Annotated in this window: 28 protein-coding genes; 23 read left to right on the top strand and 5 right to left on the bottom strand. The window is 66.4% G+C overall.

Translation table 11 applies throughout. The annotated features are described in order from the left end of the window. Positions 1–47 precede the first annotated feature (47 nt). Genes P1IM2_RS05310 through P1IM2_RS05300 form a run of 3 tightly spaced genes read right to left on the bottom strand, consistent with a single transcriptional unit; the run spans position 48 to position 1,882 of the window. Entirely contained in the window at positions 48–1,220 is a 1,173-nt protein-coding gene (locus P1IM2_RS05310; protein WP_186401708.1) for an NAD(P)/FAD-dependent oxidoreductase, read from the bottom strand. 9 nt (positions 1,221–1,229) lie between these two features. Then, positions 1,230–1,409, bottom strand: coding sequence for a hypothetical protein (locus P1IM2_RS05305; RefSeq protein WP_003052619.1), 180 nt, complete (start codon positions 1,407–1,409; stop codon positions 1,230–1,232). Further along, on the bottom strand, positions 1,406–1,882 hold the full coding sequence (locus tag P1IM2_RS05300; RefSeq protein ID WP_186401707.1) for a GreA/GreB family elongation factor: 477 nt from the start codon (positions 1,880–1,882) through the stop codon (positions 1,406–1,408). The genes P1IM2_RS05305 and P1IM2_RS05300 overlap by 4 nt, the downstream gene beginning before the upstream one ends. 150 nt (positions 1,883–2,032) lie before the next feature. Between P1IM2_RS05300 and P1IM2_RS05295 the strand changes: the two genes are divergently transcribed. The 9 genes from P1IM2_RS05295 to P1IM2_RS05255 are packed head-to-tail and all read left to right on the top strand — an operon-like array spanning position 2,033 to position 7,468. After that, the gene (locus P1IM2_RS05295; protein WP_186401706.1) at positions 2,033–2,329 is read left to right on the top strand and encodes a DUF2282 domain-containing protein; all 297 of its coding nucleotides are present in this window, start codon (positions 2,033–2,035) and stop codon (positions 2,327–2,329) included. Positions 2,330–2,338: 9 nt separating this feature from the next. Beyond that, on the top strand, positions 2,339–3,214 hold the full coding sequence (locus P1IM2_RS05290) for a DUF692 domain-containing protein (protein WP_260833921.1): 876 nt from the start codon (positions 2,339–2,341) through the stop codon (positions 3,212–3,214). Further along, a complete protein-coding gene (locus P1IM2_RS05285) occupies positions 3,207–3,923 on the top strand; it encodes a DNA-binding domain-containing protein (RefSeq protein ID WP_003052640.1) in 717 nt (238 codons plus the stop codon). The genes P1IM2_RS05290 and P1IM2_RS05285 overlap by 8 nt, the downstream gene beginning before the upstream one ends. A gap of 1 nt (position 3,924) precedes the next feature. Further along, positions 3,925–4,383 carry a DoxX family protein gene (locus P1IM2_RS05280; RefSeq protein ID WP_186401705.1) on the top strand — a complete coding sequence of 153 codons (459 nt, stop codon included), beginning with the start codon at positions 3,925–3,927 and terminating at the stop codon, positions 4,381–4,383. Then, on the top strand, positions 4,380–4,901 hold the full coding sequence (locus P1IM2_RS05275) for a sigma-70 family RNA polymerase sigma factor (RefSeq protein WP_003052645.1): 522 nt from the start codon (positions 4,380–4,382) through the stop codon (positions 4,899–4,901). Before P1IM2_RS05280 ends, P1IM2_RS05275 begins: the two co-directional genes overlap by 4 nt. A gap of 1 nt (position 4,902) precedes the next feature. Then, positions 4,903–5,553 carry an NrsF family protein gene (locus P1IM2_RS05270; RefSeq protein WP_058812418.1) on the top strand — a complete coding sequence of 217 codons (651 nt, stop codon included), beginning with the start codon at positions 4,903–4,905 and terminating at the stop codon, positions 5,551–5,553. A 55-nt stretch (positions 5,554–5,608) separates the two neighbouring features. Further along, the gene (locus P1IM2_RS05265) at positions 5,609–6,370 is read left to right on the top strand and encodes a head GIN domain-containing protein (protein WP_186401704.1); all 762 of its coding nucleotides are present in this window, start codon (positions 5,609–5,611) and stop codon (positions 6,368–6,370) included. Positions 6,371–6,413: 43 nt separating this feature from the next. Then, a complete protein-coding gene (locus tag P1IM2_RS05260; protein ID WP_062767092.1) occupies positions 6,414–7,124 on the top strand; it encodes a head GIN domain-containing protein in 711 nt (236 codons plus the stop codon). A gap of 32 nt (positions 7,125–7,156) precedes the next feature. Then, on the top strand, positions 7,157–7,468 hold the full coding sequence (locus P1IM2_RS05255; protein ID WP_058812415.1) for a YdeI/OmpD-associated family protein: 312 nt from the start codon (positions 7,157–7,159) through the stop codon (positions 7,466–7,468). 52 nt (positions 7,469–7,520) lie between these two features. Here P1IM2_RS05255 and P1IM2_RS05250 read toward each other — a convergent pair whose 3' ends face one another. Both P1IM2_RS05250 and P1IM2_RS05245 read right to left on the bottom strand, forming a co-directional pair. Beyond that, positions 7,521–7,958: a VOC family protein gene (locus P1IM2_RS05250; protein ID WP_186401703.1), complete on the bottom strand. Its 438-nt coding sequence runs from the start codon at positions 7,956–7,958 to the stop codon at positions 7,521–7,523. Positions 7,959–7,971: 13 nt separating this feature from the next. Then, the gene (locus P1IM2_RS05245; RefSeq protein ID WP_186401702.1) at positions 7,972–8,775 is read right to left on the bottom strand and encodes an aspartate dehydrogenase; all 804 of its coding nucleotides are present in this window, start codon (positions 8,773–8,775) and stop codon (positions 7,972–7,974) included. A 184-nt stretch (positions 8,776–8,959) separates the two neighbouring features. Here P1IM2_RS05245 and P1IM2_RS05240 point away from each other — a divergent pair, with 184 nt between their 5' ends. From P1IM2_RS05240 to dmpG, 14 genes are all read left to right on the top strand, one after another. After that, positions 8,960–9,787 carry a sulfite exporter TauE/SafE family protein gene (locus tag P1IM2_RS05240; RefSeq protein ID WP_186401701.1) on the top strand — a complete coding sequence of 276 codons (828 nt, stop codon included), beginning with the start codon at positions 8,960–8,962 and terminating at the stop codon, positions 9,785–9,787. Between the two features lie 116 nt (positions 9,788–9,903). Then, the gene (locus P1IM2_RS05235; RefSeq protein WP_254535823.1) at positions 9,904–10,818 is read left to right on the top strand and encodes a fumarylacetoacetate hydrolase family protein; all 915 of its coding nucleotides are present in this window, start codon (positions 9,904–9,906) and stop codon (positions 10,816–10,818) included. After that, a complete protein-coding gene (locus P1IM2_RS05230) occupies positions 10,815–11,867 on the top strand; it encodes an ABC transporter substrate-binding protein (protein WP_186401699.1) in 1,053 nt (350 codons plus the stop codon). Before P1IM2_RS05235 ends, P1IM2_RS05230 begins: the two co-directional genes overlap by 4 nt. Further along, on the top strand, positions 11,864–12,421 hold the full coding sequence (locus P1IM2_RS05225) for a VOC family protein (protein ID WP_186401698.1): 558 nt from the start codon (positions 11,864–11,866) through the stop codon (positions 12,419–12,421). The genes P1IM2_RS05230 and P1IM2_RS05225 overlap by 4 nt, the downstream gene beginning before the upstream one ends. Continuing rightward, positions 12,418–13,170 (top strand): ABC transporter permease, encoded by a 753-nt coding sequence (locus P1IM2_RS05220; RefSeq protein WP_186401697.1) that lies wholly within the window; start codon positions 12,418–12,420, stop codon positions 13,168–13,170. The genes P1IM2_RS05225 and P1IM2_RS05220 overlap by 4 nt, the downstream gene beginning before the upstream one ends. Beyond that, entirely contained in the window at positions 13,167–13,916 is a 750-nt protein-coding gene (locus P1IM2_RS05215; protein ID WP_254535824.1) for an ABC transporter ATP-binding protein, read from the top strand. Before P1IM2_RS05220 ends, P1IM2_RS05215 begins: the two co-directional genes overlap by 4 nt. Next, positions 13,916–14,743, top strand: a complete 828-nt coding sequence (locus P1IM2_RS05210) for an alpha/beta fold hydrolase (protein WP_186401696.1) — start codon at positions 13,916–13,918, stop codon at positions 14,741–14,743. The genes P1IM2_RS05215 and P1IM2_RS05210 overlap by 1 nt, the downstream gene beginning before the upstream one ends. Next, complete coding sequence (locus tag P1IM2_RS05205; RefSeq protein ID WP_186401695.1) at positions 14,740–16,212, top strand: 2-hydroxymuconic semialdehyde dehydrogenase; 1,473 nt, start codon at positions 14,740–14,742, stop codon at positions 16,210–16,212. The genes P1IM2_RS05210 and P1IM2_RS05205 overlap by 4 nt, the downstream gene beginning before the upstream one ends. Before the next feature lie 9 nt (positions 16,213–16,221). Beyond that, positions 16,222–17,001, top strand: coding sequence for a 2-keto-4-pentenoate hydratase (locus P1IM2_RS05200; RefSeq protein WP_186401694.1), 780 nt, complete (start codon positions 16,222–16,224; stop codon positions 16,999–17,001). Next, positions 16,998–17,444, top strand: a complete 447-nt coding sequence (locus P1IM2_RS05195) for a RidA family protein (RefSeq protein ID WP_186401693.1) — start codon at positions 16,998–17,000, stop codon at positions 17,442–17,444. The genes P1IM2_RS05200 and P1IM2_RS05195 overlap by 4 nt, the downstream gene beginning before the upstream one ends. A 4-nt stretch (positions 17,445–17,448) precedes the next feature. Beyond that, entirely contained in the window at positions 17,449–17,973 is a 525-nt protein-coding gene (locus P1IM2_RS05190) for a 3-hydroxyanthranilate 3,4-dioxygenase (RefSeq protein ID WP_186401692.1), read from the top strand. Then, positions 17,970–18,755 carry a 2-keto-4-pentenoate hydratase gene (locus P1IM2_RS05185; protein WP_186401691.1) on the top strand — a complete coding sequence of 262 codons (786 nt, stop codon included), beginning with the start codon at positions 17,970–17,972 and terminating at the stop codon, positions 18,753–18,755. Before P1IM2_RS05190 ends, P1IM2_RS05185 begins: the two co-directional genes overlap by 4 nt. Further along, a complete protein-coding gene (locus tag P1IM2_RS05180; protein WP_186401690.1) occupies positions 18,752–19,693 on the top strand; it encodes an acetaldehyde dehydrogenase (acetylating) in 942 nt (313 codons plus the stop codon). The genes P1IM2_RS05185 and P1IM2_RS05180 overlap by 4 nt, the downstream gene beginning before the upstream one ends. Continuing rightward, positions 19,690–20,712, top strand: a complete 1,023-nt coding sequence (gene dmpG, locus P1IM2_RS05175; protein ID WP_186401689.1) for a 4-hydroxy-2-oxovalerate aldolase — start codon at positions 19,690–19,692, stop codon at positions 20,710–20,712. The genes P1IM2_RS05180 and dmpG overlap by 4 nt, the downstream gene beginning before the upstream one ends. Positions 20,713–20,725 lie beyond the last annotated feature (13 nt).

Below are 20,725 nucleotides of genomic sequence, written 5' to 3'. Positions count from 1 at the left end.
GATGCCGAAACCCGTTCGGCATGACGAAGAAATATCTGGGTTTTTTCCTAAAGAGCCTGACCCGCCGCGTATCCGCTGGCCCAGGCCCATTGAAAATTATAGCCGCCCAGCCACCCGGTGACGTCCACGGCTTCGCCGACCGCATACAGTCCCGGCACGCTTTTGGCCATCATTGTTTGCGATGAGAGATTTGCGGTCGAAATGCCGCCCACCGTCACTTCGGCCTTGGCGAAGCCTTCGGTGCCGTTCGGACGGAAGGTCCAGCGCGCCAGCCGCGCCTCGGCATCGGCGAGCTTGCGGTCGGTCTGCGCGCCGAGCTCGCCGGGCAGCCCCAGCCGCTCGGCGAGTGTCTGCGCCAGCCGATCGGGCAAGGGCAGCGTTGCGGCGAGCGTGGCGCGTGGACGCGCGCGCTTTGCGTCGATCAGCCAGCCGGGTGCGGCGGCGGGCAGGAAATCGATCGTTACCGGATCGCCGGGACGCCAATAGCTGCTGATCTGGAGGATCGCCGGACCCGATAGACCCTTGTGGGTGAACAGCGCCGCTTCGCGGAACGCCGCCTTGCCGGCGTGTGCTTCGACCGGGGTTGCAACCCCCGACAGGTCGCGGAACAGCACATCGTCACCGCCGAGCGTCAGCGGGACAAGCGCGGGGCGCGGCTCGACGATTTTCAGGCCGAACTGGCGCGCCAGATCGTAAGCAAAGCCGGTCGCACCCATCTTCGGGATCGATGGGCCGCCGGTAGCGATGACGAGGTTGGACGCGCGGACAGGCCGGTCGCCGAATGCGACGGAGAAGATGCCATCCGCATGCGTGACCGCGCGCACCGGCTGGCCGCAGCGGATATCGACGTCGCCCTTTGCACATTCCTCGAGCATCATCGCCACGATCTGTTTCGCCGACCCATCGCAGAACAGCTGGCCGAGCGTCTTTTCGTGATGTGCAATGCCATAGGCATCGACCAGCGCGATAAAATCGGCGGGCGTGTAGCGCGCGAGCGCCGATTTGGCGAAATGCGGATTCGCCGAAATATAGCGGTCGGGCGCGGTGTGGATATTGGTGAAATTGCAGCGGCCGCCGCCCGAGATCAGGATTTTCTTGCCCACCTGCTCGGCATGGTCGAGCAAGAGGACGCGGCGACCCCTTTGCCCCGCGACCGCGGCGCACATCAGCCCGGCCGCGCCGGCACCCAGCACGATGGCATCATAATCGGTGGCGGTCATGCGGGGTGGTCAGCGCAGCTTTGCGATCGACAGGCCGTCGGCCTTGGCGCGGATTTTTACCGACTCTTCGCTCCGCGTCAGGGCCTTGGCGATGGCTTTGAGCGCCATGCCCTTTTTCGCCAGCGTGTGGAGCTTGTCGATTTCGGCGGCGGTCCACGGCTGCTTGTGGCGTTCGAACTTGTCCTTCATGCCATTTCCTCCGCATCGGGCGCGGCGGCAAGGACGGTGATGGCATCCTCGCGGCCCTGGAATTCGACGTTCTCGCCGACCTCGGCGCCCATCAGGGCGCGGCCGAGCGGCGCGGTGAAGGCGATCCGCCCTGCCGCCGGATCGGCTTCGTCATGCCCGACGATCGTCACGGCGCGCTCGGTACCCGCGAGCCGATAGCGTACCGCGCTGCCGACCCCGACGATCCCGTCCGCGGGCGCGACCTGCACCTCCGCGGTCGCGTGGCGCGTGGCGACATAGCGCTGGCGGCGTTGCAATTTCTTGCGCGCATCGTCGGTTTCCGCCGCCGCGATGGCGGCTTCGATCTGCGCGAGTTCTTCGCCGAGCAGACGATGTCCGCGCGGGGTCACCAGATTGGCGCCCGGCGGGATCGGCCATTCGAAGACCGGTTCCATATGTTCGTCATCGCTTTCGCGGCGGAACGCTACGCTCACGTTTCTCTCTCGGTATCGGGGAGGGGAAAGGCTCCTTTGCCGCGCGAAGGTGGCGACAAGATGGCGCGCTGTAACCTTGCCGGGCGGCGCGGCGAATTTCCCTTCGATGCCATCCCCCCGCATCCCCCTTTGTTGTGAATGGAGTGAAGAATGAGCAATGCCTTGAAACTGTCGCTGGCCGCCTCGGCCGTTCTAGCCATGGCCGCCGGCGCGATGGCGCCGGGAACCGCCGCCGCGGCCGGAGCGACCGAAAAATGCTTCGGCGTCGCGCTGAAGGGCAAGAATGATTGCGCCGCCGGCCCGGGCACGAGCTGCGCCGGTACCTCGACCGTCAATTATCAGGGCAATGCCTGGAAGTCGGTTCCGGCGGGCACCTGCGTCAAGATGGGCGGCACGCTGACCGCGCATGAGGGCGATGCCAAGCCGGTGCCGCAAAAGAAGAGCTGAGCCCCCGCCGTGTCCGCCTCCACTACCCCCCGGCTACCCCGACGCGCCGGCATAGGACTGAAATCTCAGCATTATGCCGCGCTTCTGGCCGCGGTGGAGGCGGGCACGGCACCCGCCTGGGCCGAAATCCACCCCCAGAATTATTTCGGCCCGGGCGGGCCCCCGCATCGCTGGCTGACCGCGGTCGCCGAGCATATGCCGCTCAGCTTTCATTCGGTCGGCCTGTCGCTGGGGTCGTCGGGGGGCGTCGATCGCGGCGAGATCGATGCGTTGGCGGCGCTGTGCGCGCGCTATGTGCCTGCCATGGTGTCGGACCATCTGAGCTGGAGCAACGGCCCCGGTGACAAATTTCCCGACCTGTTGCCGATGCCCTATACCAGCGCCGCGCTCGCGCATTTAGCGGGCGAAGTGGCGCGCGTGCAGGACCGGCTCGGCCGCACGATCCTGATCGAAAATCCGTCGTGCTATCTTGCCTTTGCGGCAAGCAATTGGTGCGAGGTCGATTTCCTGCACGAATTGTGTCGCCGGACCGGCTGCGGCCTGTTGCTCGACATCAATAACATTCTCGTTTCCGCCCATAATCTGGATCGCGACCCCGAAGCCTGGCTTGACGCCTTCGACCCGCGGCTGGTCGGCGAAATTCATGTGGCGGGCCATGCGGTAAAGCCCGATGGCGACGGCGGCACGATCGCCATCGACGATCATGGATCGCCGGTCGGCGCGGCCTGCTGGACTTTGCTCGACCGCTTTCTGCACCGGGCAGGGCCGACGCCGGTGCTCGTCGAATGGGACAGCGACGTTCCGGATTATGCGGTGCTACACGCCGAAGCCGTGCGCGCCGACACGCTCATCGCGGCCTGTTCACCCGTCACCGCCGATGCTTGAGCGCGATCAGGCCGCCATCACCGCGGCGATCAACGGCGGGCCCGACCATTTGCCCGACTGGCTGTTCGCGGGCGATCCGGCGCAGATCCTGCGCGGGCTGCGCGTCCATGCCAATACGATCTCGCACGCGCGGCTCGTCGCGCTGGAGGAGACGTTTCCGCTATGCCGCGATCTGCTGGGCGCCGAAACATTCAACCGGCTGTCGCGGCATTATGTCGAAACAAACGGCGCGCGGCGTCGGGCGTTGGCCGATATCGGCGCCGGCTTTGCCGACTGGCTGCGCGTAAAAGCACCGCCGCCCGCGCAGGACCTCGCCCGGATCGAATGGGCGTGGCTCGAATGTTATCACGCCGCGGACGCGCCCGCGCTGACCTTGGCCGAACTGGCGGGGCAGAGCGAGGCGGCGCTGCTGTCGCTGGCGGTCCGGCGGCATCCCGCCGCGCGGATCGTCCGCCTGTCGAGCGATGCAGCGGCGGCGCTCGACCCCGCGCTCGCGGCGGCACGGCTCGTGCTCCTCGCCCGGCCCGATGCGGAGGTGCGCGTTCACGCGCTTGCCCCTGCCGAAGCCGCGGCGCTGGCGCTGGCCGATGATTTCGGCCCGCTGCGTAACCTGATCGCGCTTCTTGCCGAAAAGCATCCGGGCGGCGGCGCGGCGATCGCGTCGCTGATCGCCACCGGGGCGCTCGAAACGGCGCAGGAAGAAGGATAGCATGAAGCAGATTGTCGCATTTTACGATCGCGGCGTGGCGATCGTTTCGGGCCGGCTCGCCGAAAGTGTCGCCCTGCTGTTGCTGCGCGTCGCGCTGGGCGGCGTCTTCTGGCGATCGGGGCAGACGAAGGTGATCGAAGGGAGCTTCCTTACCATCGATCCCAACACTTATGATCTGTTCCGCAACGAATTTTCCGGCCTGCCGCTCGACGCATCGATCGGGGTGCCGCTGACGACCTGGGCCGAGCATATCTTCCCTGCGCTGTTGATCATCGGCCTTGCCACCCGCTTTTCGGCGGGCGCGCTGCTGGTGATGACGCTCGTCATCCAGATATTCGTCTTTCCAGACGCGTGGTGGCCGGTCCATTCGCTGTGGACCGCGATGGCCGCGATCCTGATCGTGCGCGGCGGCGGCCTGTTTTCCCTCGACGCCTTGCTTGTTAGGATGCGCGGGAAATGAGCCTCGACGAACCTTCGCTCGCGCGCCTGATGGCCGCTTCGCAGCGGGGGGATCGTGCGGCCTATCGCGCGCTGCTCGGCGATTGCCGGACATGGCTCGCGCGCTATTTCGCGCGGCGGATCGCGCCGCATCAGGTCGACGATCTGATTCAGGAAACTTTGGTGTCGATGCATCGCAAGCTGGCGACCTGGGACAGCGATCGCGCCTTTCTGCCGTGGCTCGCCGCCATCGCGCGCTATCGCTGGATCGACATGCTGCGCCGCCAGCGTGACGAGGCCGAGCTCGGCGACAATGACGCCGCCGTGGGCGCCGAGGACGAAGCGGTGCATGCGCGGCTCAGCCTCGATCATCTGCTCGCGCTGTTGCCGCCGAAACAGGCGCAGGCGATCACGCTGGTCAAGATCGAGGGCGCGTCGATCGCCGAGGCATCGCGGATTTGCGGGCAGAGCGAATCGCTGGTGAAGGTGAATATTCATCGCGGCTTGAAAAAGCTCAGCCAATATATTGAAAGCGAATGACATGACGGACGTATCGATCGACGATCTGATCGACGGCCTGGCCGATGATCTGAAGCCGATCCGGCCGCGCCGGCTGCTGCGCGGCGGGGCCTGGACCGCGGCGGCGTGGCTGATCGGCGGCGGCACCCTGCTGTGGCTGCTGGGGATGCGGCACGATCTGGCTCATGGTGCCTCTATGGCGCCGATGCCGATGTTCGCCTTCTGGCTGATCGTCGCGCTGGGACTGGCCGCAACCTGGAGCGCCTTGCGCATGGGGCTGCCCGGAGTCGGGCGCGACTATAGCGGGTGGCGCTGGGCCGGGCTCGCGGCGCTCGCGCTGCCGCTGACGGCGCTCGTCGTCGGGCTGGGCGATACCCATGCGGCGATGCACGGGATGGACCCGCACGGCGGGATGCGCTGCACGCTCGACGGACTGGTTGCCGGGCTCGGGGTCGGAGCCGCGCTGTTCGCGTGGTTGAAGGGCGGTGCCCCGACCTCGCTCGAACGCGCCGGCTGGGTTGTCGGGGTCGCGGCAGGTGCGGCGGGTGCGGCGGTGCTCGCGCTTCATTGTTCGTCGGACAATATGGTCCATATCGCGCTGTGGCACGGGCTTGTCGTCATCCTGTCGGCGATTGCCGGGCGCCTGATCCTGCCGCCGCTGCTGCGCTGGTAGGACGGACTGGACAGTGTGTCCCCTCTGTGTTAGGCGACTAATACAGAGGAGATTGATGATGCGAAACCGGTTGATTGGCGTTTTGCCGCTGGCGCTTGTGATGGCGACCGCGGCCTGTGGCGGATCTTTCACGATCGACAGCGACAAGGACAGCAAGTCGGGTGCCCGCGATGCGGGACCGGTTACCACCCGCGGCTTCGCGCTGAACGGCTTCACCGGCGTCAAGGTCACCGGCCCCGACGATGTCACGATTCGCCAGGGCGACGCCTTCGCCATCACGGCCAAGGGGCCGCAAGGCGAGCTCGACCAGCTCGAGATCGTGACCGACGGCTCGACATTGTCGATCGGCCGCAAGCGCGACGGCTTCAGCTTCGGCGGGCGCGACCATGAGGGTGTCGAGATCAGCATCACCATGCCGAGACTGTCGATGCTGCGCCTGACCGGATCGGGTTCGATCGACGCCGACAGGGTCGATGGCGACGCGCTGGAGGCGACGGTGACCGGATCGGGCGACCTCAAGGTCGCGAAGATGACCGGACAGAGCGCTAAAATCGCGATCTCGGGGTCTGGCGACGTCGATATCGGCGGCGGTACGGTCAATTCGGGCGCGATCAGCGTGACCGGATCGGGCGACGTCGATGCCAAGGGGCTTGCGGCGCAGACGCTCGACGTGTCGGTCGCGGGATCGGGCAATGTCGAAGGACAGGCGAGCGGCACCGCGTCGATCAATATCCTGGGGTCGGGCGATGTGACGCTGACCGGTGGCGCGACCTGCACCTCGCGCGAAATGGGATCGGGAACCGCAACCTGCAAATGATCGCGCGCTGGTGCCGCCGCCGCGAACCGGTTAAGGCAGCGGCATGACCAGCATCATGCGATGGGCCGCGATCGCGGCGACCGCCCTCTTGTCCGCTGCGTCGGCGCACGCCGCCGAAAAGCGCTTCGGCCTCACCAGTTTCGCGGCGATCGAAGTCGGCGCCGATGTCGATGTCGAGGTGGTGACACGCGCGCCGGTGAGCGCCGTGGCAACGGGATCGCAGGATGCGCTCGACCGGCTGACCGTCGAAAATCGCGACGGACGGCTGGTGATCGGGATGCGCCAGTTCGCGGGTGACGACCGCCGCGGCAGTTCGCCGGGCGCGGTGCTGCTCCGCATCAACGCCGCGACGCTGCAATCGGCAACGCTGGTCGGTGCGGGGTCGCTTCACATCGACGGGATGAAGGGCCAGCGCGTCGCACTCGGACTGCGCGGTCCGGGCAAGCTGAGCGTCGACGCGGTCGATACCGACCGGTTGGCGGTCGCGATGATCGGCAACGGCACGCTGACGCTCGCCGGCAAGGCGAAGCAGGCGCAGATGACGCTATCGGGTTCGGGAGTCGTCGATGCCGGCAAGCTGGCGGTCGACGGACTGATTTCGGACAGCGAAGGGACGGGCGACCATATCTTCAACGCGGTCAAATCGGCCGCGATCACCACGCGCGGCAGCGGCAAGACCGTGGTGCTGGGGCGCCCCGTCTGCACCGTGCGCAACGTCGGCACCGGCACGGTGGCGTGCGGCAGGGCGCGCTAGGGCGCGCGGCGGGACACGGAAGGGACGCTGGCGTGAGCGATGATTTTCTTCAGGGCACCGTGCATCAGGCGGCCGACGATATGCAGGCCGCGATATGCGCCGATCCGGCGGTCTTCGCGCTGTGGCAAGGGCTGACGCCGCTCGGGCGCAATGAATTCATCTGCTGGGTGGAAGATGCGAAACAGGCGGCGACGCGCGCCCGGCGCATCGGCCGCACCGTCGAGGAGTTGCAGGAAGGCAAGAAGCGCCCCTGCTGCTGGGCGGGCTGCATCCACCGCACCGACAAGGCGCCAAGCCGGTGGCAACAGGCGGTGCTGATCGACGGCAAGGCGAAGGCGCGCTAGGCGGAGCCGGGACGACGCACATTGCGCCGCCACTAGCCCGCGGCCGCGCTCCCTAGCTGGCGCGTTTGAAGCTTTCGGTGCCGGCCCAGCCGCGTTCGGACACGTCCACCATCACATTCTCCGGCCCCGTCATCTTATATTCGGCATTGTCCTTGGCGGGGTTTTTGCCGAGGCCTTGCGCCAGATTGACGTCGTGGCGCGGCGCGTAGCCCGAATTTTCGAAGCGTTCGACCACTTCGGCGATATCGTCGCACTGGAAACCGATGTGGTGCAGCCCGGTATAGCCTTCGGGAAATTCCATTCCCGCGGCGGGGCGGTTCTTGAAACACAGCAGCGCGATGTTGATGTGGCCGTCGGTGACATAATAGCCGCGCGCGTTGCGGCTATCGATCTTGCCCGCGACGGTCCAGCCGAGGACTTCGGTGAAGAAGCCGACCGAATTGTCGGGGTCGGCCGAGGCGATTGCCACATGGCGGAGGCGGGTGGTCATCGGGGAAACCTTTCTATGTTCCGATACGAATGGGGCTGACGAGATCGTGCAACGCCGCGACGATGCTCTGTGCGGTGATGCGGCCGGTGCCGGGATTTTCGTCGGTGGGGATATTCTCGATCGCGAGTTCGAAGCGCGCGCTATCCGAATCGACGACGATGCGGTGCGTGTTACGCGTAAGGGCCGGGTCGGCCCAGATTTCGAGACGCGTCTGGTCGGGGCCTGTCCCGGCTAGGCCCAATGCAGCGGCGACATTGACGTTGGCGGGAAAGGCGATGGCGCCCTCGCGCGCGCTGCCTTCGAATATCTTCAGCGGTTCGTCGATTTCAGTGAGATCGATGCCGTTGCGCACGACATGGTCGGCCTTGATGAGCGATTTGACCGGCTTGCGCGTCACCATCGTCACCGAATTGATATGGCCGATCGCCGCCGCGCGCACCGCATCAAGGCCCAGCAGTGCGCCGGTGGCCAGGATGATGCGGCCGCCATGGTCGCGCGCGAACTCGGCCGCCCCGGGCCATTGCATCAACGCCGCGCCGCTGACCGTAACCAGCGTCTTGCCTGCGCATAACGTCGCTTCGGCGATGTCGCGGAACGCCGCGGTCGGCGCGCTGTCGACGATGACATCGGACAAGGCGACGAGTTCGTCGGTGTCGACGATCGGCACCGGCCGTGCGAGCTGTGCCATGGCGACTTCGGCGCGAGCGCGATCGCCTGCCGATACCGCGGCAAGCGCCAGCGGCAGATCGCTATTCTCGATATGGCGCGCGACGACGCGCCCGATTGTGCCGAACCCGGCGATGCCAATGCGTTTCATGACCCTGCGCTAAGGGGGCATTGCTATATGCGGTAATATCGATTGCCCGTTTCGCTATCTGCGAACGGCTATAAAGGCGCTTGGGCCACCGCTATCTATTTTTGATTATAGATAGGCGCATTTTCTATCTTTGACTGCATATCGTCTGCCCCGCACAAGCGGGATCGAACTGTTGGGGGAGGCCATGCAGGCGCTTTTGAATCCGGATATGGCGATGCTTGCGGCGATGATGCTGTTGACCGGCGCGGTCGGCGGCGTGATCGCGGGGATGCTGGGCGTCGGCGGCGGGATCGTGATCGTCCCGGTACTCGACCTCGTGCTCGCGGCGCTGGGCATCGATTCCTCCGTGCGCATGCATGTCGCCGTCGCGACCTCGCTTGCGACGATCATCCCCACCGCTATCTCCTCATCGCGCGCGCACGAAGCGAAGGGCGCGGTCGATCATGACCAGCTCAGGCGCTGGGGCGTCGCGATCTTCCTCGGAGCGATCGCGGGCGTGCTGCTCGCAAGCCGCGTCAGTGGCGACGTGCTGTCGGCGGTGTTCGGCATCGTCGCTTTGCTCGTCGCGGTGAAGATGCTGCTCCCGCTGGAGCGCAAGCATATTGCCGAGACGATGCCGGGCGGCGTGGTCGGGCAGGCTATTCCCTTCGCGATCGGCGGCATTTCCAGTATGATGGGTATCGGCGGCGGCACGCTCAGCGTGCCTGTGATGACCTTGTTCAACGTGCCCATTCACCGTGCGGTGGGCACCGCGGCGCTGTTCGGGTTACTGATCAGCGCGCCCGCCGCGGTCGCCTTCGTCGTCACCGGCTGGCACGTCGAAGGCCTGCCGCCGGGCAGTCTCGGCTATGTCAATCTGATCGGCCTCGCCGTCATCGGCCCCGCCACCTTCCTTACCGCGCCGTGGGGCGCCCGCATCGCGCATGCGCTCTCCAAACGCCAGCTCAGCATCCTGTTCGGCCTCTTCCTCACCGTCGTCGCGGTGCGGATGCTGATCCGGGCGTTCGGGTGAGGGCGGCATGGCCTGCGCTCGAACGCCGCACCGTGCTGGCTGCAATCGGCTCCGTCCTGGCCCTTGGTCGCACCGCCCCCGGTTTTGCCCGCAATTTTACAAAGGATGACCGACGCATGACCCGCTTTGCCCTTGCCACCCGCGCCACACCGGACGGTGACCGCCCGACGATCCGGGTCGGCGACGCTTTTCATGATCTGCACGATGCGGCGTCGACGCACGGCTTTGCCGCGGTGGCGGGCGATATGACCACGATCATCCGCGACTGGGATGCCCGCCGCGAAGGGCTGTTCGCGCTCGCCCGCGCTTTGGAAGGTGCAGCGGCTTCCGTAGAAACGCCCGCGCTTGCAGCACCGTTCGAACCGCGGCGCATCTTCGCCGCCGCGTCGAACTTCATCGAACATGCCGAAGAAATGCAGACCAAGCTCGCCGCCAAGGCCGAGAGCGAACCCTATATCTTCCTGAAGACCGTCGAAAGCGTCGTCGGCCCGAACGAAACGGTCGTCGTCCCGCCGCAGGTTTCGCGCCCCGACTGGGAGGTCGAACTCGGCGTCGTACTCGGCCGCGCAGGCAAGAATGTCGCCGCCGCCGATGCGCATGACCTGATCGCGGGCTATACGATCGTCAACGACGTTTCGGCGCGCGACCGCACCCGGCGCAGCGACTTTCCTTTCTCGCACGACTGGTTCCGCGGCAAGAGCTTCGACAGCTTCACGCCGCTCGGCCCGGTCTTCGTGCCGCGCGACTGCCTCGGTGATCCGCACGACATCCGCTTGGGCCTCAAGATCAATGGCGAGGCGATGCAGGATGGCAACACGTCGGAGATGATCTTCAACATCTACGAACAGATCGCCTATCTCTCGACGATCCTTGAACTCAAGGCCGGCGACCTGATCGCCTCGGGAACCCCCGCCGGGGTCGGCATGGGGCGCGGCGTGTTCCTGAAGGACGGTGATGTCATGGACGCTTGGGTCGAAGGGATCGGCGATCTCTGTAATCCCGTCTCGGCACCGCATTTGCCGCGCGCATGACGCAAAGCACCGCCTTTTCGCGCCGCGCGCTGATTGCGCCGCTGCTCGTCGTCGCAGCGATCGCCGCGTTGACCTTGTGGAGCGCGTTCGGCGGCAACGCGCCGCAGGCCGCGAAGCAGGCCGAGGGCGCGCGAACCGTGCGCTTCAACATGGCGTGGCTGCCGCAGGGCAGCATGGCGGGCATTTTCGTCGCAATCGACAAGGGCTATTTCGCCGATGCCGGACTCAACGTCGAAGCGGTGCGCGGCTTCGGCGGCATGCGAACCGCGAACGAGCTCGACCAGGGCATGTTCGAATTCGCCTATATCGACCCGCTTTCGGTCGCGCTCAGCCGCGCCAAGGGCGGCAAGGTCCGGATGATCGGCGGCGTTAACATGCGGCTTCCTGCCGGCGCCTGTTTCGTCAAGGAACGCCATCGCATCTCTGCCCCCGCCGACCTTGCCGGACTGCGCTTCGGCGCCGGGCAAAGCTCGATGATCCAGGCGCTGCTCCCGGCGTGGCTCAAGGACAATCGCGTCGATCCGGCGGGTGTCGAGCAGATCCAGCTCGACCCCGCGATCGTCGTCTCCTCGCTCGTCGAGGGGCGGATCGACGCCGCCGAATGCTGGCTCGGCAATTCGATGGCCTTGTTCGACAAGGCGGCAAAGGCGAAGGCGGTGACGATCGGGCGCATCGCCTATGCCGACTTCGGGCTCGACGTTTACGGCAGCGGTTTCGCGACGCAGGACGCGCTGATCGAAAAGCAGCCCGATCTCGTGCGCGCCTTCCTGAAGGCCGCCTATCGCGGCTATGCCGACGCCGCGCGCGATCCGAAGGGCGCGCTCGCGATCATCCGCAAATCCTATCCCTTGCTCGACGAGGCGGTGACCAAACGCCAGATCCGCGAGACTGCCGACCTGATGGCGGCCGAGGGCGGTTCGCATCGCCTGACGCCCGAAAAGGTCGCGCGCGCAGTCACCTATCTACAGGCGAGCGGCCAGCTTCGGGCCTTTGACCAGACGCCGCAGCTCTTCACCAACGCCTTCGTTCCGATGGGGAATCAGCCATGACCGATCCCGCTTCCTACCGACCGCGCCCGACGCGGCTCGGCCACCTCGTGCTCAAGGTGCGCGACATCGACCGGAGCCTCGCTTTCTATACCGAGGTCGTCGGGTTGACCGTGTCCGACTGGATCGACCATCATATGGTCTTCCTGCGCGCGGGCGAGGATCATCACGACCTCGCGCTGCTCCAGCTGCCGCCGGGGCACAGCGCGATCCCCGAAGGCCATTATCCCGCGGTCGAGCATTTTTCCTACCGCCTCGAAACGATCGAGGAGATGGAGAAGGTCGCCGAGATGCTCGTCGCGCGCGCCATCCCGATCGACCGCGGCATCGGCAAGCATGGCCCGGGGGCGAACAGCTTCCTCGTCTTCCGCGACCCCGACGGCAACAATGTCGAATTCTACACCGACATGACGCAGATCACCGCCGACAGCCCCTATGAACCCTCGGTTTGGGACGGGAAGGACCTCGAAACCTTCGACCGCTGGCACCTTGATCGCTTCCTCGTACCGCCACCGGCGCGCATCGTCGCCTTGCTGGGCAAGGACGGCGACGCGTGAGCAGGTGGTTCAATCGCGACGCCGCGATCAGCATCGCCTTCTTTGCGGCGCTCGGCCTCGCATGGGAATATGGCGTCCGCTGGTCGGGGGTACAGTCCTACCTGCTGCCGCCGCCGAGCGCGATTCTGGGCGAGCTTTGGCAGTCGCGCGGGCCGATCCTGTCGCAGAGCCTCGTCACGCTGACCGAGGTGTTCTGGGGCTTCATCATCGCGGTCGCGCTCGGCGTCGCAATCGCGGCACTAATCTATTTCTCGCGCACCGCGAAAAGCACGGTCTATCCGCTGTTCGTCGCGTTGCAGAGCGTCCCCAAGATCGGACTCGCGCCGCTGATCGTCGTCTGGTTCGGCTACGGCCTCGCGTCGAAGCTGATCATGGCGTTCCTCTTCGCCTTCTTCCCGATCATCATCGCGACGCTCGGCGGACTGGCGAGCACGCCCGCGCATCTCGAAGAGCATTTCCGCGCACTCCGTGCCTCGCCGATCCAAAGCTTCTGGCGGCTGCGCGTGCCCGCCGCATTGCCGAGCTTCCTCGACGGTTGCAAGGTCGCGATGCCGCTTGCGGTGATCGGCGCGGTGGTGGGCGAGTTCGTCGGATCGAACGACGGCCTCGGCAACCTCATCCTCACTGCCTCGGGTTCGGGGCATACGACATTGACCTTCGCGGCGCTGATCGCGGTGACGATCCTGTCGCTCCTCCTCTTCTACGGCGTCGCCTATTGGGAACGCTTCATCTGGTGGCGCGCGGCATGAGCGCGGTGATCTCCATGGCCGGCGCCGGCAAGGCGTTCGATGGCCGCAAGGTGCTGACCAACGTCAGCGCCGAAATCGGCGCCGCCGAATTCGTTTCGGTGCTCGGCCCGTCGGGCTGCGGGAAGAGCACGCTGCTCCGCCTGATCGCCGGGCTCGAGCCCTTCGACGACGGCGGCATCCTGTTCAACGGCGCGGTGGTGAGTTCGCCGTCTCCCGACATGGGCTTCGTCTTCCAGACCTCGAACCTGCTGCCCTGGCTCAATGTCCGCGACAATCTGCTGCTCGGGGTCGATCTCGACCCGGCGGCGAAACGTCCCGACGCGGCGGCGCTGGCCGAGCTGGTGGAGACGCTGGGCCTGACCGGGTTCGAGGACAGCCATCCGCACCAGCTTTCGGGCGGGATGCGCCACCGCGTCGCGATCGGTCAGGCGCTCGCTCGCGGACCGCAGGTGCTGCTGATGGACGAACCCTTCGGCGCGCTCGACGCGTTGACCCGCGACCGGCTCAATATGGAGCTGCTGCGCATCTGGCAGCGCGACCGCAAGACGGTGCTGCTCGTCACTCACAGCATTTCGGAAGCCGTACTGCTCTCCGACCGCGTGCTGGTGATGTCGGAGCGGCCGGGGACGATTATCGAGGATGTCCGCATCGACCTGCCGCGTCCGCGCGATCCGAGCATGACGCGCGAGGATCCGGCGTTCGGCGATTATGTCGTGCGGCTCAGCAAATTGATGGGAGTATCGTGATGGACAGCGGTATGCTGGCGACGGCGGGTGCCGAAATATACTGGCAGGCGCTTGGGGAGGGCCCCGCGGTCGTACTTGCGCACGGCATCGGCGGCAATCATGCGATCTGGTATCGCCAGATCGATGCGCTCTCGCGCTCGAACCGCGTTATCACCTTCGATCACCGCGGTTTCGGCCTGTCGCGCGACCTCGACGGGCGCGGACGCGATGCTTTCGTCGAAGACCTGACCGCGCTGCTCGACCATTTGGGGGAAACGAAGGTGGCGCTCGTCGGCCAGTCGATGGGCGCGGGCACCTGCATCGGTTTCGCGCACTGCGCGCCCGAGCGTGTTGCCGCGCTTGCCATCTGCGACAGCCTGCACGGGATCGCCGAAAGCGCCGAGATCAGGACGATCATGGACGCCGCGCGCGCGAACACCGCCGACCTCGCGCAGATCGAGCGCGTGCTTGGCGCCAATGCACCGCGCGAGCTGGCGGCGCTCTATCGCCAGATCGCAAGCTTCAACATCGCCGATCGCCACAATCTGGCGGGCCGCTTCGACGCGTGCCCCGCGGTCGATCTCGGCGGTAAGGGGTTCCCGATTCTCTTCCTTTGCGGGGTCGAGGATCGGCTTTTCCCGATCGAGGCGGTGCGAGTCGCGCAGGCCGATGTTGCGGGTTCCTTCCTCGTCGAGATCAACGACGCGGGCCATTCGGCCTTTCTCGAAGCACCCACACAGTTCAACGACACGATCCTGTCGCTGCTCCAGATGGCAGGCCATGTCGGCAAGGCCGGTGCGGCGCACAGCAATGCGGCGGGCTATACGCCCGTCGGGGGTGCGGCGTGACCGGCTATCCTTTCGCTGACCGGCCCGTTCTCAATTATGTCGACGGCGCCTTCGTCGAGGGCGAGCGCTGGTTCGACAATGTGAACCCGGTCGACGGCAGTGTCGCTGGCCGGGTATCGCTCGCGAGCCGCGACCTCGTCGATCGCGCGGTCGCGGCCGGCCGCGCCGCGCTCAAGGGGCCGTGGGGCAGGATGTCGCAGGTCGAGCGCTGCAAATTGCTCGTCCGCATCGCCGAGGGGATCGAGGCGCGCTTCGATGAGTTTGCTGCGGCCGAAATCGCCGACACCGGCAAGTCGCTGCATCAGGCGCGGACGATCGACATTCCGCGCGGCGCCGCCAATTTCCGTGCCTTCGCCGCGCTCGCCGAGGCGCGCGCGATGCCGAGTTTCCGCACCGACCTGCCCGATGGGCGAAGCGCGATCAACTATGCGATCGCGCGGCCCTTGGGCGTCGTCGCGATCGTCTCGCCATGGAACCTGCCGCTGCTGCTGATGACGTGGAAGGTCGCGCCCGCGCTCGCCTGCGGCAATGTCGTCGTCGTGAAGCCGAGCGAGGAAACCCCCTCGACCGCGACCCTGCTCGCCGAGGTGATGGACGCGGCGAGGGTGCCGCCGGGCGTCTTCAACCTCGTCCACGGCTACGGCGCCGCCTCCACCGGCGAATGGCTCACCGCCAACCCCGATATCGACGCGATCACCTTCACCGGCGAATCGGCGACCGGCGGCGCGATCATGCGCGTCGCCGCGGCCGGGGTGAAACCCGTGTCGTTCGAGCTCGGCGGCAAGAATGCCGCGATCGTCTTCGCCGACTGCGATTTCGACGAGGCGGTCGCGGGGACGGTGCGCTCGGTCTTCTCGAACTGCGGACAGGTGTGCCTGTGCACCGAGCGCATCTATGTCGAGCGGCCGATCTTCGACCGCTTCGTCGCCGCGCTCGCCGAACGCGCGAAGGCGCTGACCGTCGGCGATCCGTGGTCGGGTGCCGACATGGGACCGCTGATCTCGCATGGCCACCGCGAGAAGGTGCTGTCCTATTATGCGCTCGCGCGCGAAGAAGGCGCGACGGTCGTGACAGGCGGCGGCGTTCCCGAACTCGATGGTGCACTCGCGGGCGGCGCCTTCGTACAGCCGACGATCCTGACCGGGCTCGCCGACGATGCGCGCTGCGTGCGCGAGGAGATTTTCGGCCCCGTCTGCCACATCGCGCCCTTCGACAGCGAGGAAGAGGCGATCGAACGCGCCAACGATACCGATTATGGCCTTGCCGCGGCGATCTGGACGCGCGACGTCGGTCGTGCGCACCGCGTTGCGGCACAGATGGAAACGGGCATCGTCTGGGTCAACGAATGGTTCCTGCGCGACCTTCGTACGCCCTTCGGCGGTATGAAGCTGTCGGGCATCGGCCGCGAAGGTGGCGAACATTCGCTGAATTTCTATTCCGAACCGACCAATATCTGCGTGAAGCTGTAAGAGGATCTCATGGCCGACATTGCCGCCATCGCCGCAAGGCTCGACACCGCCGCCCGCGAGGCCAGGGCGATCCCGCAGATCACGGGGGAGGCGGGCGATCTGCCGCTCGCCGACGCCTATGCCATCCAGCGCGCCGCGATCGATCATCGCCTCGCGCGCGGCGCGACGCTGGTTGGCGTCAAGATGGGCTTCACCAGCGAAGCCAAGATGGCGCAGATGGGGCTCAAGGATCAGATCTGGGGCCGGCTGACCTCCGACATGGTCGTCGTCAACGGCTCCACGATCGAGCGCGCACGCTTCATCCACCCGCGCGTCGAGCCCGAGGTCGCTGTGCGACTGAAGGCGCCGCTCGCGGGCGAGGTCACGCGTGCGGAAGCGCTCGCGGCAGTCGATGCGGTCGCCGCAGCGCTCGAGATCATCGACAGCCGCTACGAGAATTTCCGCTTCGCGCTCGGCGATGTCGTCGCCGACAATGCGTCGTCGTCGGCCTTCGTCACCGGGCCGTGGCTTGCCGCCCATACCGACGTGTCGGACGTCGCGATGACGATGCGCGTCGATGGCGAGGTCGTGGAGACGGGGACGAGCGCGGCGATCCTCGGCGATCCGATCCGCTCGCTCGTCGCCGCGGCGCGGCTTGCGGGGGCGGCGGGGCTGGTGCTTCAGCCGGGCTGGACCATAATGCTCGGCGGCGCGACCGCCGCGGCCGCGATTGGCGTTGCGCGCAGCGTGTCGCTCGACGCCGGTCATCTCGGCCGCGTTGGCTTCACGATCAAGGGAGGGGCGGCATGAGCGAGAACGCTGAAAATAGAGGGGGCAGGGTGATCCCTGGCAAGGCGCGCCCGCGCGGCCGCTTTCCGCATTATCGCCGCGCCGGCGATTTCGTCTTCGTCTCGGGGACCAGTTCGCGCCGCGCCGACAACAGCTTTGCAGGCGCTTCGGCCGACGAATATGGCACGGTCACCCTCGACATCGCCCAGCAGACGCGCGCGGTGATCGAGAATATCGGCGCGATCCTTGCCGACGCGGGCGGCTCGCTCGCCGACGTCGTCGACGTAACGAGTTTCCTCGTCAGCATGAACGATTTCGGCGGCTATAACACTGTCTATGCCGAATATTTCGACGAAGCCGGTCCCGCGCGGACGACCGTCGCGGTCCACCAGCTTCCCCACCCGCATCTGCTGATCGAGATCAAGGCGACTGCCTTCATCCCGCGCGCGCCGACGAAAGGATAGCGCCATGCTGACCTATGGATTGCCCTTCAACTTCCGCGAATGGATCGAGGCGCACCGCGAAGTGCTGAAACCCCCTGTCGGCAATGCGCAGATCTGGGAGGACGCCGATTTCATCGTCACCGTGGTGGGCGGCCCCAACCAGCGCACCGACTATCATGTCGATCCGCTCGAGGAGTTTTTCTACCAGATCGAGGGCGACATGAACCTGCGCCTGTGGACCGATGACGGGCCGAAGGACATGCCGATCCGCGAAGGCGACATTTTCCTGTTGCCGCCGAACGTCCCGCACTCGCCGCAGCGCCCCGTCGCGGGCAGCGTCGGCCTCGTTATCGAACGCAAGCGCCCCGATGGGTTGATCGACGCCTTCCAATGGTATTGCGACGATTGCGGCCATATCGTCCATCGCGTCGAGGTGCAGCTCCAGAGCATCGTCCGCGATCTGCCGCCCTTGTTCGAAGCCTTCTACGCCAGCGAGGAACTGCGCACCTGCGGCCACTGCGGCGCCGTCCATCCGGGCAAGGCGCGATGACGGCAACCCGCGAAGCCGTCGCCCGTCGCCTGCGCGATGCCTATGCGGGCGGGGTTGTCCCGCCGCTGCGCGATGCGCTGGAGCCGACCGATGTCCAGGGCGCCTATGCGGTGCAGACGATCAACACGCGCTTCTGGGAAGCGCAGGGCCGGCGGATTGTGGGGCGTAAGGCGGGTCTGACCGCGAAGGCGGTGCAGGCGCAACTCGGCGTCGACCAGCCCGACTTCGGCGTCCTGTTCGACGACATGCGCGTCGCCGATGGCGGACGCCTCGATCCGGCACGGACGATCCAGCCGAAGGCCGAGGCCGAGATCGCCTTCATCCTTGGCGGCGATCTGTCCGACCCCGACACGACTGCGCAGCAGGTTGCCGCGGCGGTCGCGAGCGTTCACGCCGCGATCGAGATCGTCGACAGTCGCATCGCCGACTGGAAGATCAGCTTCGCCGACACCGTTGCCGACAATGGCTCCTCGGCCTTCTTCGTGCTGGCCGACAAGGGATCGCCGCTCGCCGGACTCAACCTCGAAGGCGCCGCAATGGAGATGACCGTCAATGGCGCGGTCGCATCGACCGGCGTCGGCGCGGCCGCGCTCGGCAACCCGCTCAACGCCGCCGCCTGGCTCGCGCAGACGCTCGCGAGTCACGGCGAGCCGCTGAAGGCGGGCGATATCCTGCTCGCGGGTGCGCTCGGGCCGATGGTCGCGCTGACCTCCGGCGATCAGGTCGAGGCGCGCATCGCCGGCATCGGCACTTGCAGCTTCACCTATGGAGCCGGACAATGACGAAGACCAAAGTCGCGATCATCGGGTCGGGCAATATCGGCACGGACCTGATGATCAAGATCATGCGCCTGTCCAAGGTGCTGGAAATGGGCGCCTTCGTCGGCATCGATCCCGAGAGCGACGGGCTGAAGCGCGCCGCGCGGCTCGGTGTTCCGGTCACGGCCGAAGGGCTCGACGGGCTGACCGCCATGCCGGACTTTGCCGACATCGGCATCGTCTTCGACGCGACCTCGGCGGGGGCCCACCAGCGGCACAGCGACGTGCTGATCGCCCACGGCAAGCGCGTCGTCGACCTGACCCCGGCGGCGATCGGTCCCTACACGATCCCGCCGGTCAACGGCGACGCGCACCTCGATGCCGATAACGTCAACATGGTGACCTGCGGCGGACAGGCGACGATCCCGATCGTCGCGGCCGTGAACCGCGTTGCCAAGGTGCATTATGGCGAGATCGTCGCGTCGATCGCCTCGAAGAGTGCCGGGCCGGGCACCCGCGTGAACATCGACGAGTTCACCGAGACGACGAGCGAGGCGATCGTGAAGGTCGGCGGTGCGACGCGCGGCAAGGCGATCATCGTCCTCAACCCCGCCGAACCGCCGCTGATCATGCGCGATACCGTCTATTGCCTGTGCGACGACGGCGACCGTGCGGCGATCCGCCAGTCGGTCGAGGACATGGTCGCCGAAGTACAGGCCTATGTCCCCGGCTATCGCCTCAAGCAGGCGGTCCAGTTCGAAAGCATCGGCGGCAATGCGCCCTTACGCATTCCCGAAATGGGCGGCAGCTTCACGGGCCTGAAGGTCAGCGTCTTCCTCGAGGTCGAAGGCGCTGCGCATTATCTGCCGGCCTATGCGGGCAATCTCGACATCATGACCTCGGCGGCGCTCAAGACGGCCGAGAAGATCGCGCTCCGCATGAACGAAGGAGTGGCCGCATGAGCTTCGACCCGACCACGACCAAACTCTATATCCAGGACGTCACCCTCCGCGACGGGATGCACGCGATCCGCCACCAATATGGCCTCGATCATGTCCGCGCGATCGCCAAGGCGCTCGATGTCGCAAAGGTCGATGCGATCGAGGTGTCGCACGGCGACGGGCTGCAGGGATCGAGCTTCAACTACGGCTTCGGCGCGCACACCGACTGGGACTGGATCGGCGCGGTTGCCGAGGTGCTCGAGCATAGCGTGCTGACGACGCTGCTGCTGCCGGGCATCGGTACGGTTCACGACCTCAAGTGTGCATACGACCTTGGCGTTCGCTCGGTGCGGATCGCGACCCACTGCACTGAGGCGGACGTCGCGAAACAGCATATCGAGGCGGCGCGGGGGCTGGGTATGGACGTATCCGGCTTCCTGATGATGAGCCACATGTCGGAGCCCGACGCGCTCGCGAACCAGGCGAAGCTGATGGAGGATTATGGCGCACATTGCGTCTATGTCACCGACAGCGGCGGCGCGCTGACGATGGATGGTTATGCGGCGCGCCTCGCCGCCTATGACCGCGTCCTCAAGCCCGAGACGCAGCGCGGGGTCCACGCGCACCACAATCTCAGCCTCGGCGTCGCGAACAGCATCGTCGCGGTGCAGAATGGTGCGATCCGCGTCGACGCCAGCCTCGCCGGCATGGGGGCGGGAGCGGGCAATGCGCCGCTCGAAGTCTTCATCGCCGCCGCCGATGTATATGGCTGGAACCATGGCTGCGACCTGTTCGCACTGATGGATGCGGCCGAGGAACTGGTGCGCCCGCTGCAGGACCGCCCGGTGCGCGTCGATCGCGAGACACTGACGCTCGGCTATGCGGGGGTTTACTCCAGCTTCCTCCGACATGCCGAAAAAGCGGCGGCCGAGCACGGTCTCGATACGCGCGCGATCCTCGTCGAACTCGGCCGCCGCAAGATGGTCGGCGGACAGGAAGACATGATCGTCGATGTCGCGCTCGACATGGCGAAGCAATAGGCGCCGGTCGCCG

The sequence above is a fragment of the Sphingopyxis sp. P1IMeth2 genome (assembly GCF_900185685.1).
GTDB classification, from domain to species: Bacteria; Pseudomonadota; Alphaproteobacteria; order Sphingomonadales; family Sphingomonadaceae; genus Sphingopyxis; species Sphingopyxis terrae_A.
This window is presented reverse-complemented; position numbering and strand designations above follow the sequence as displayed.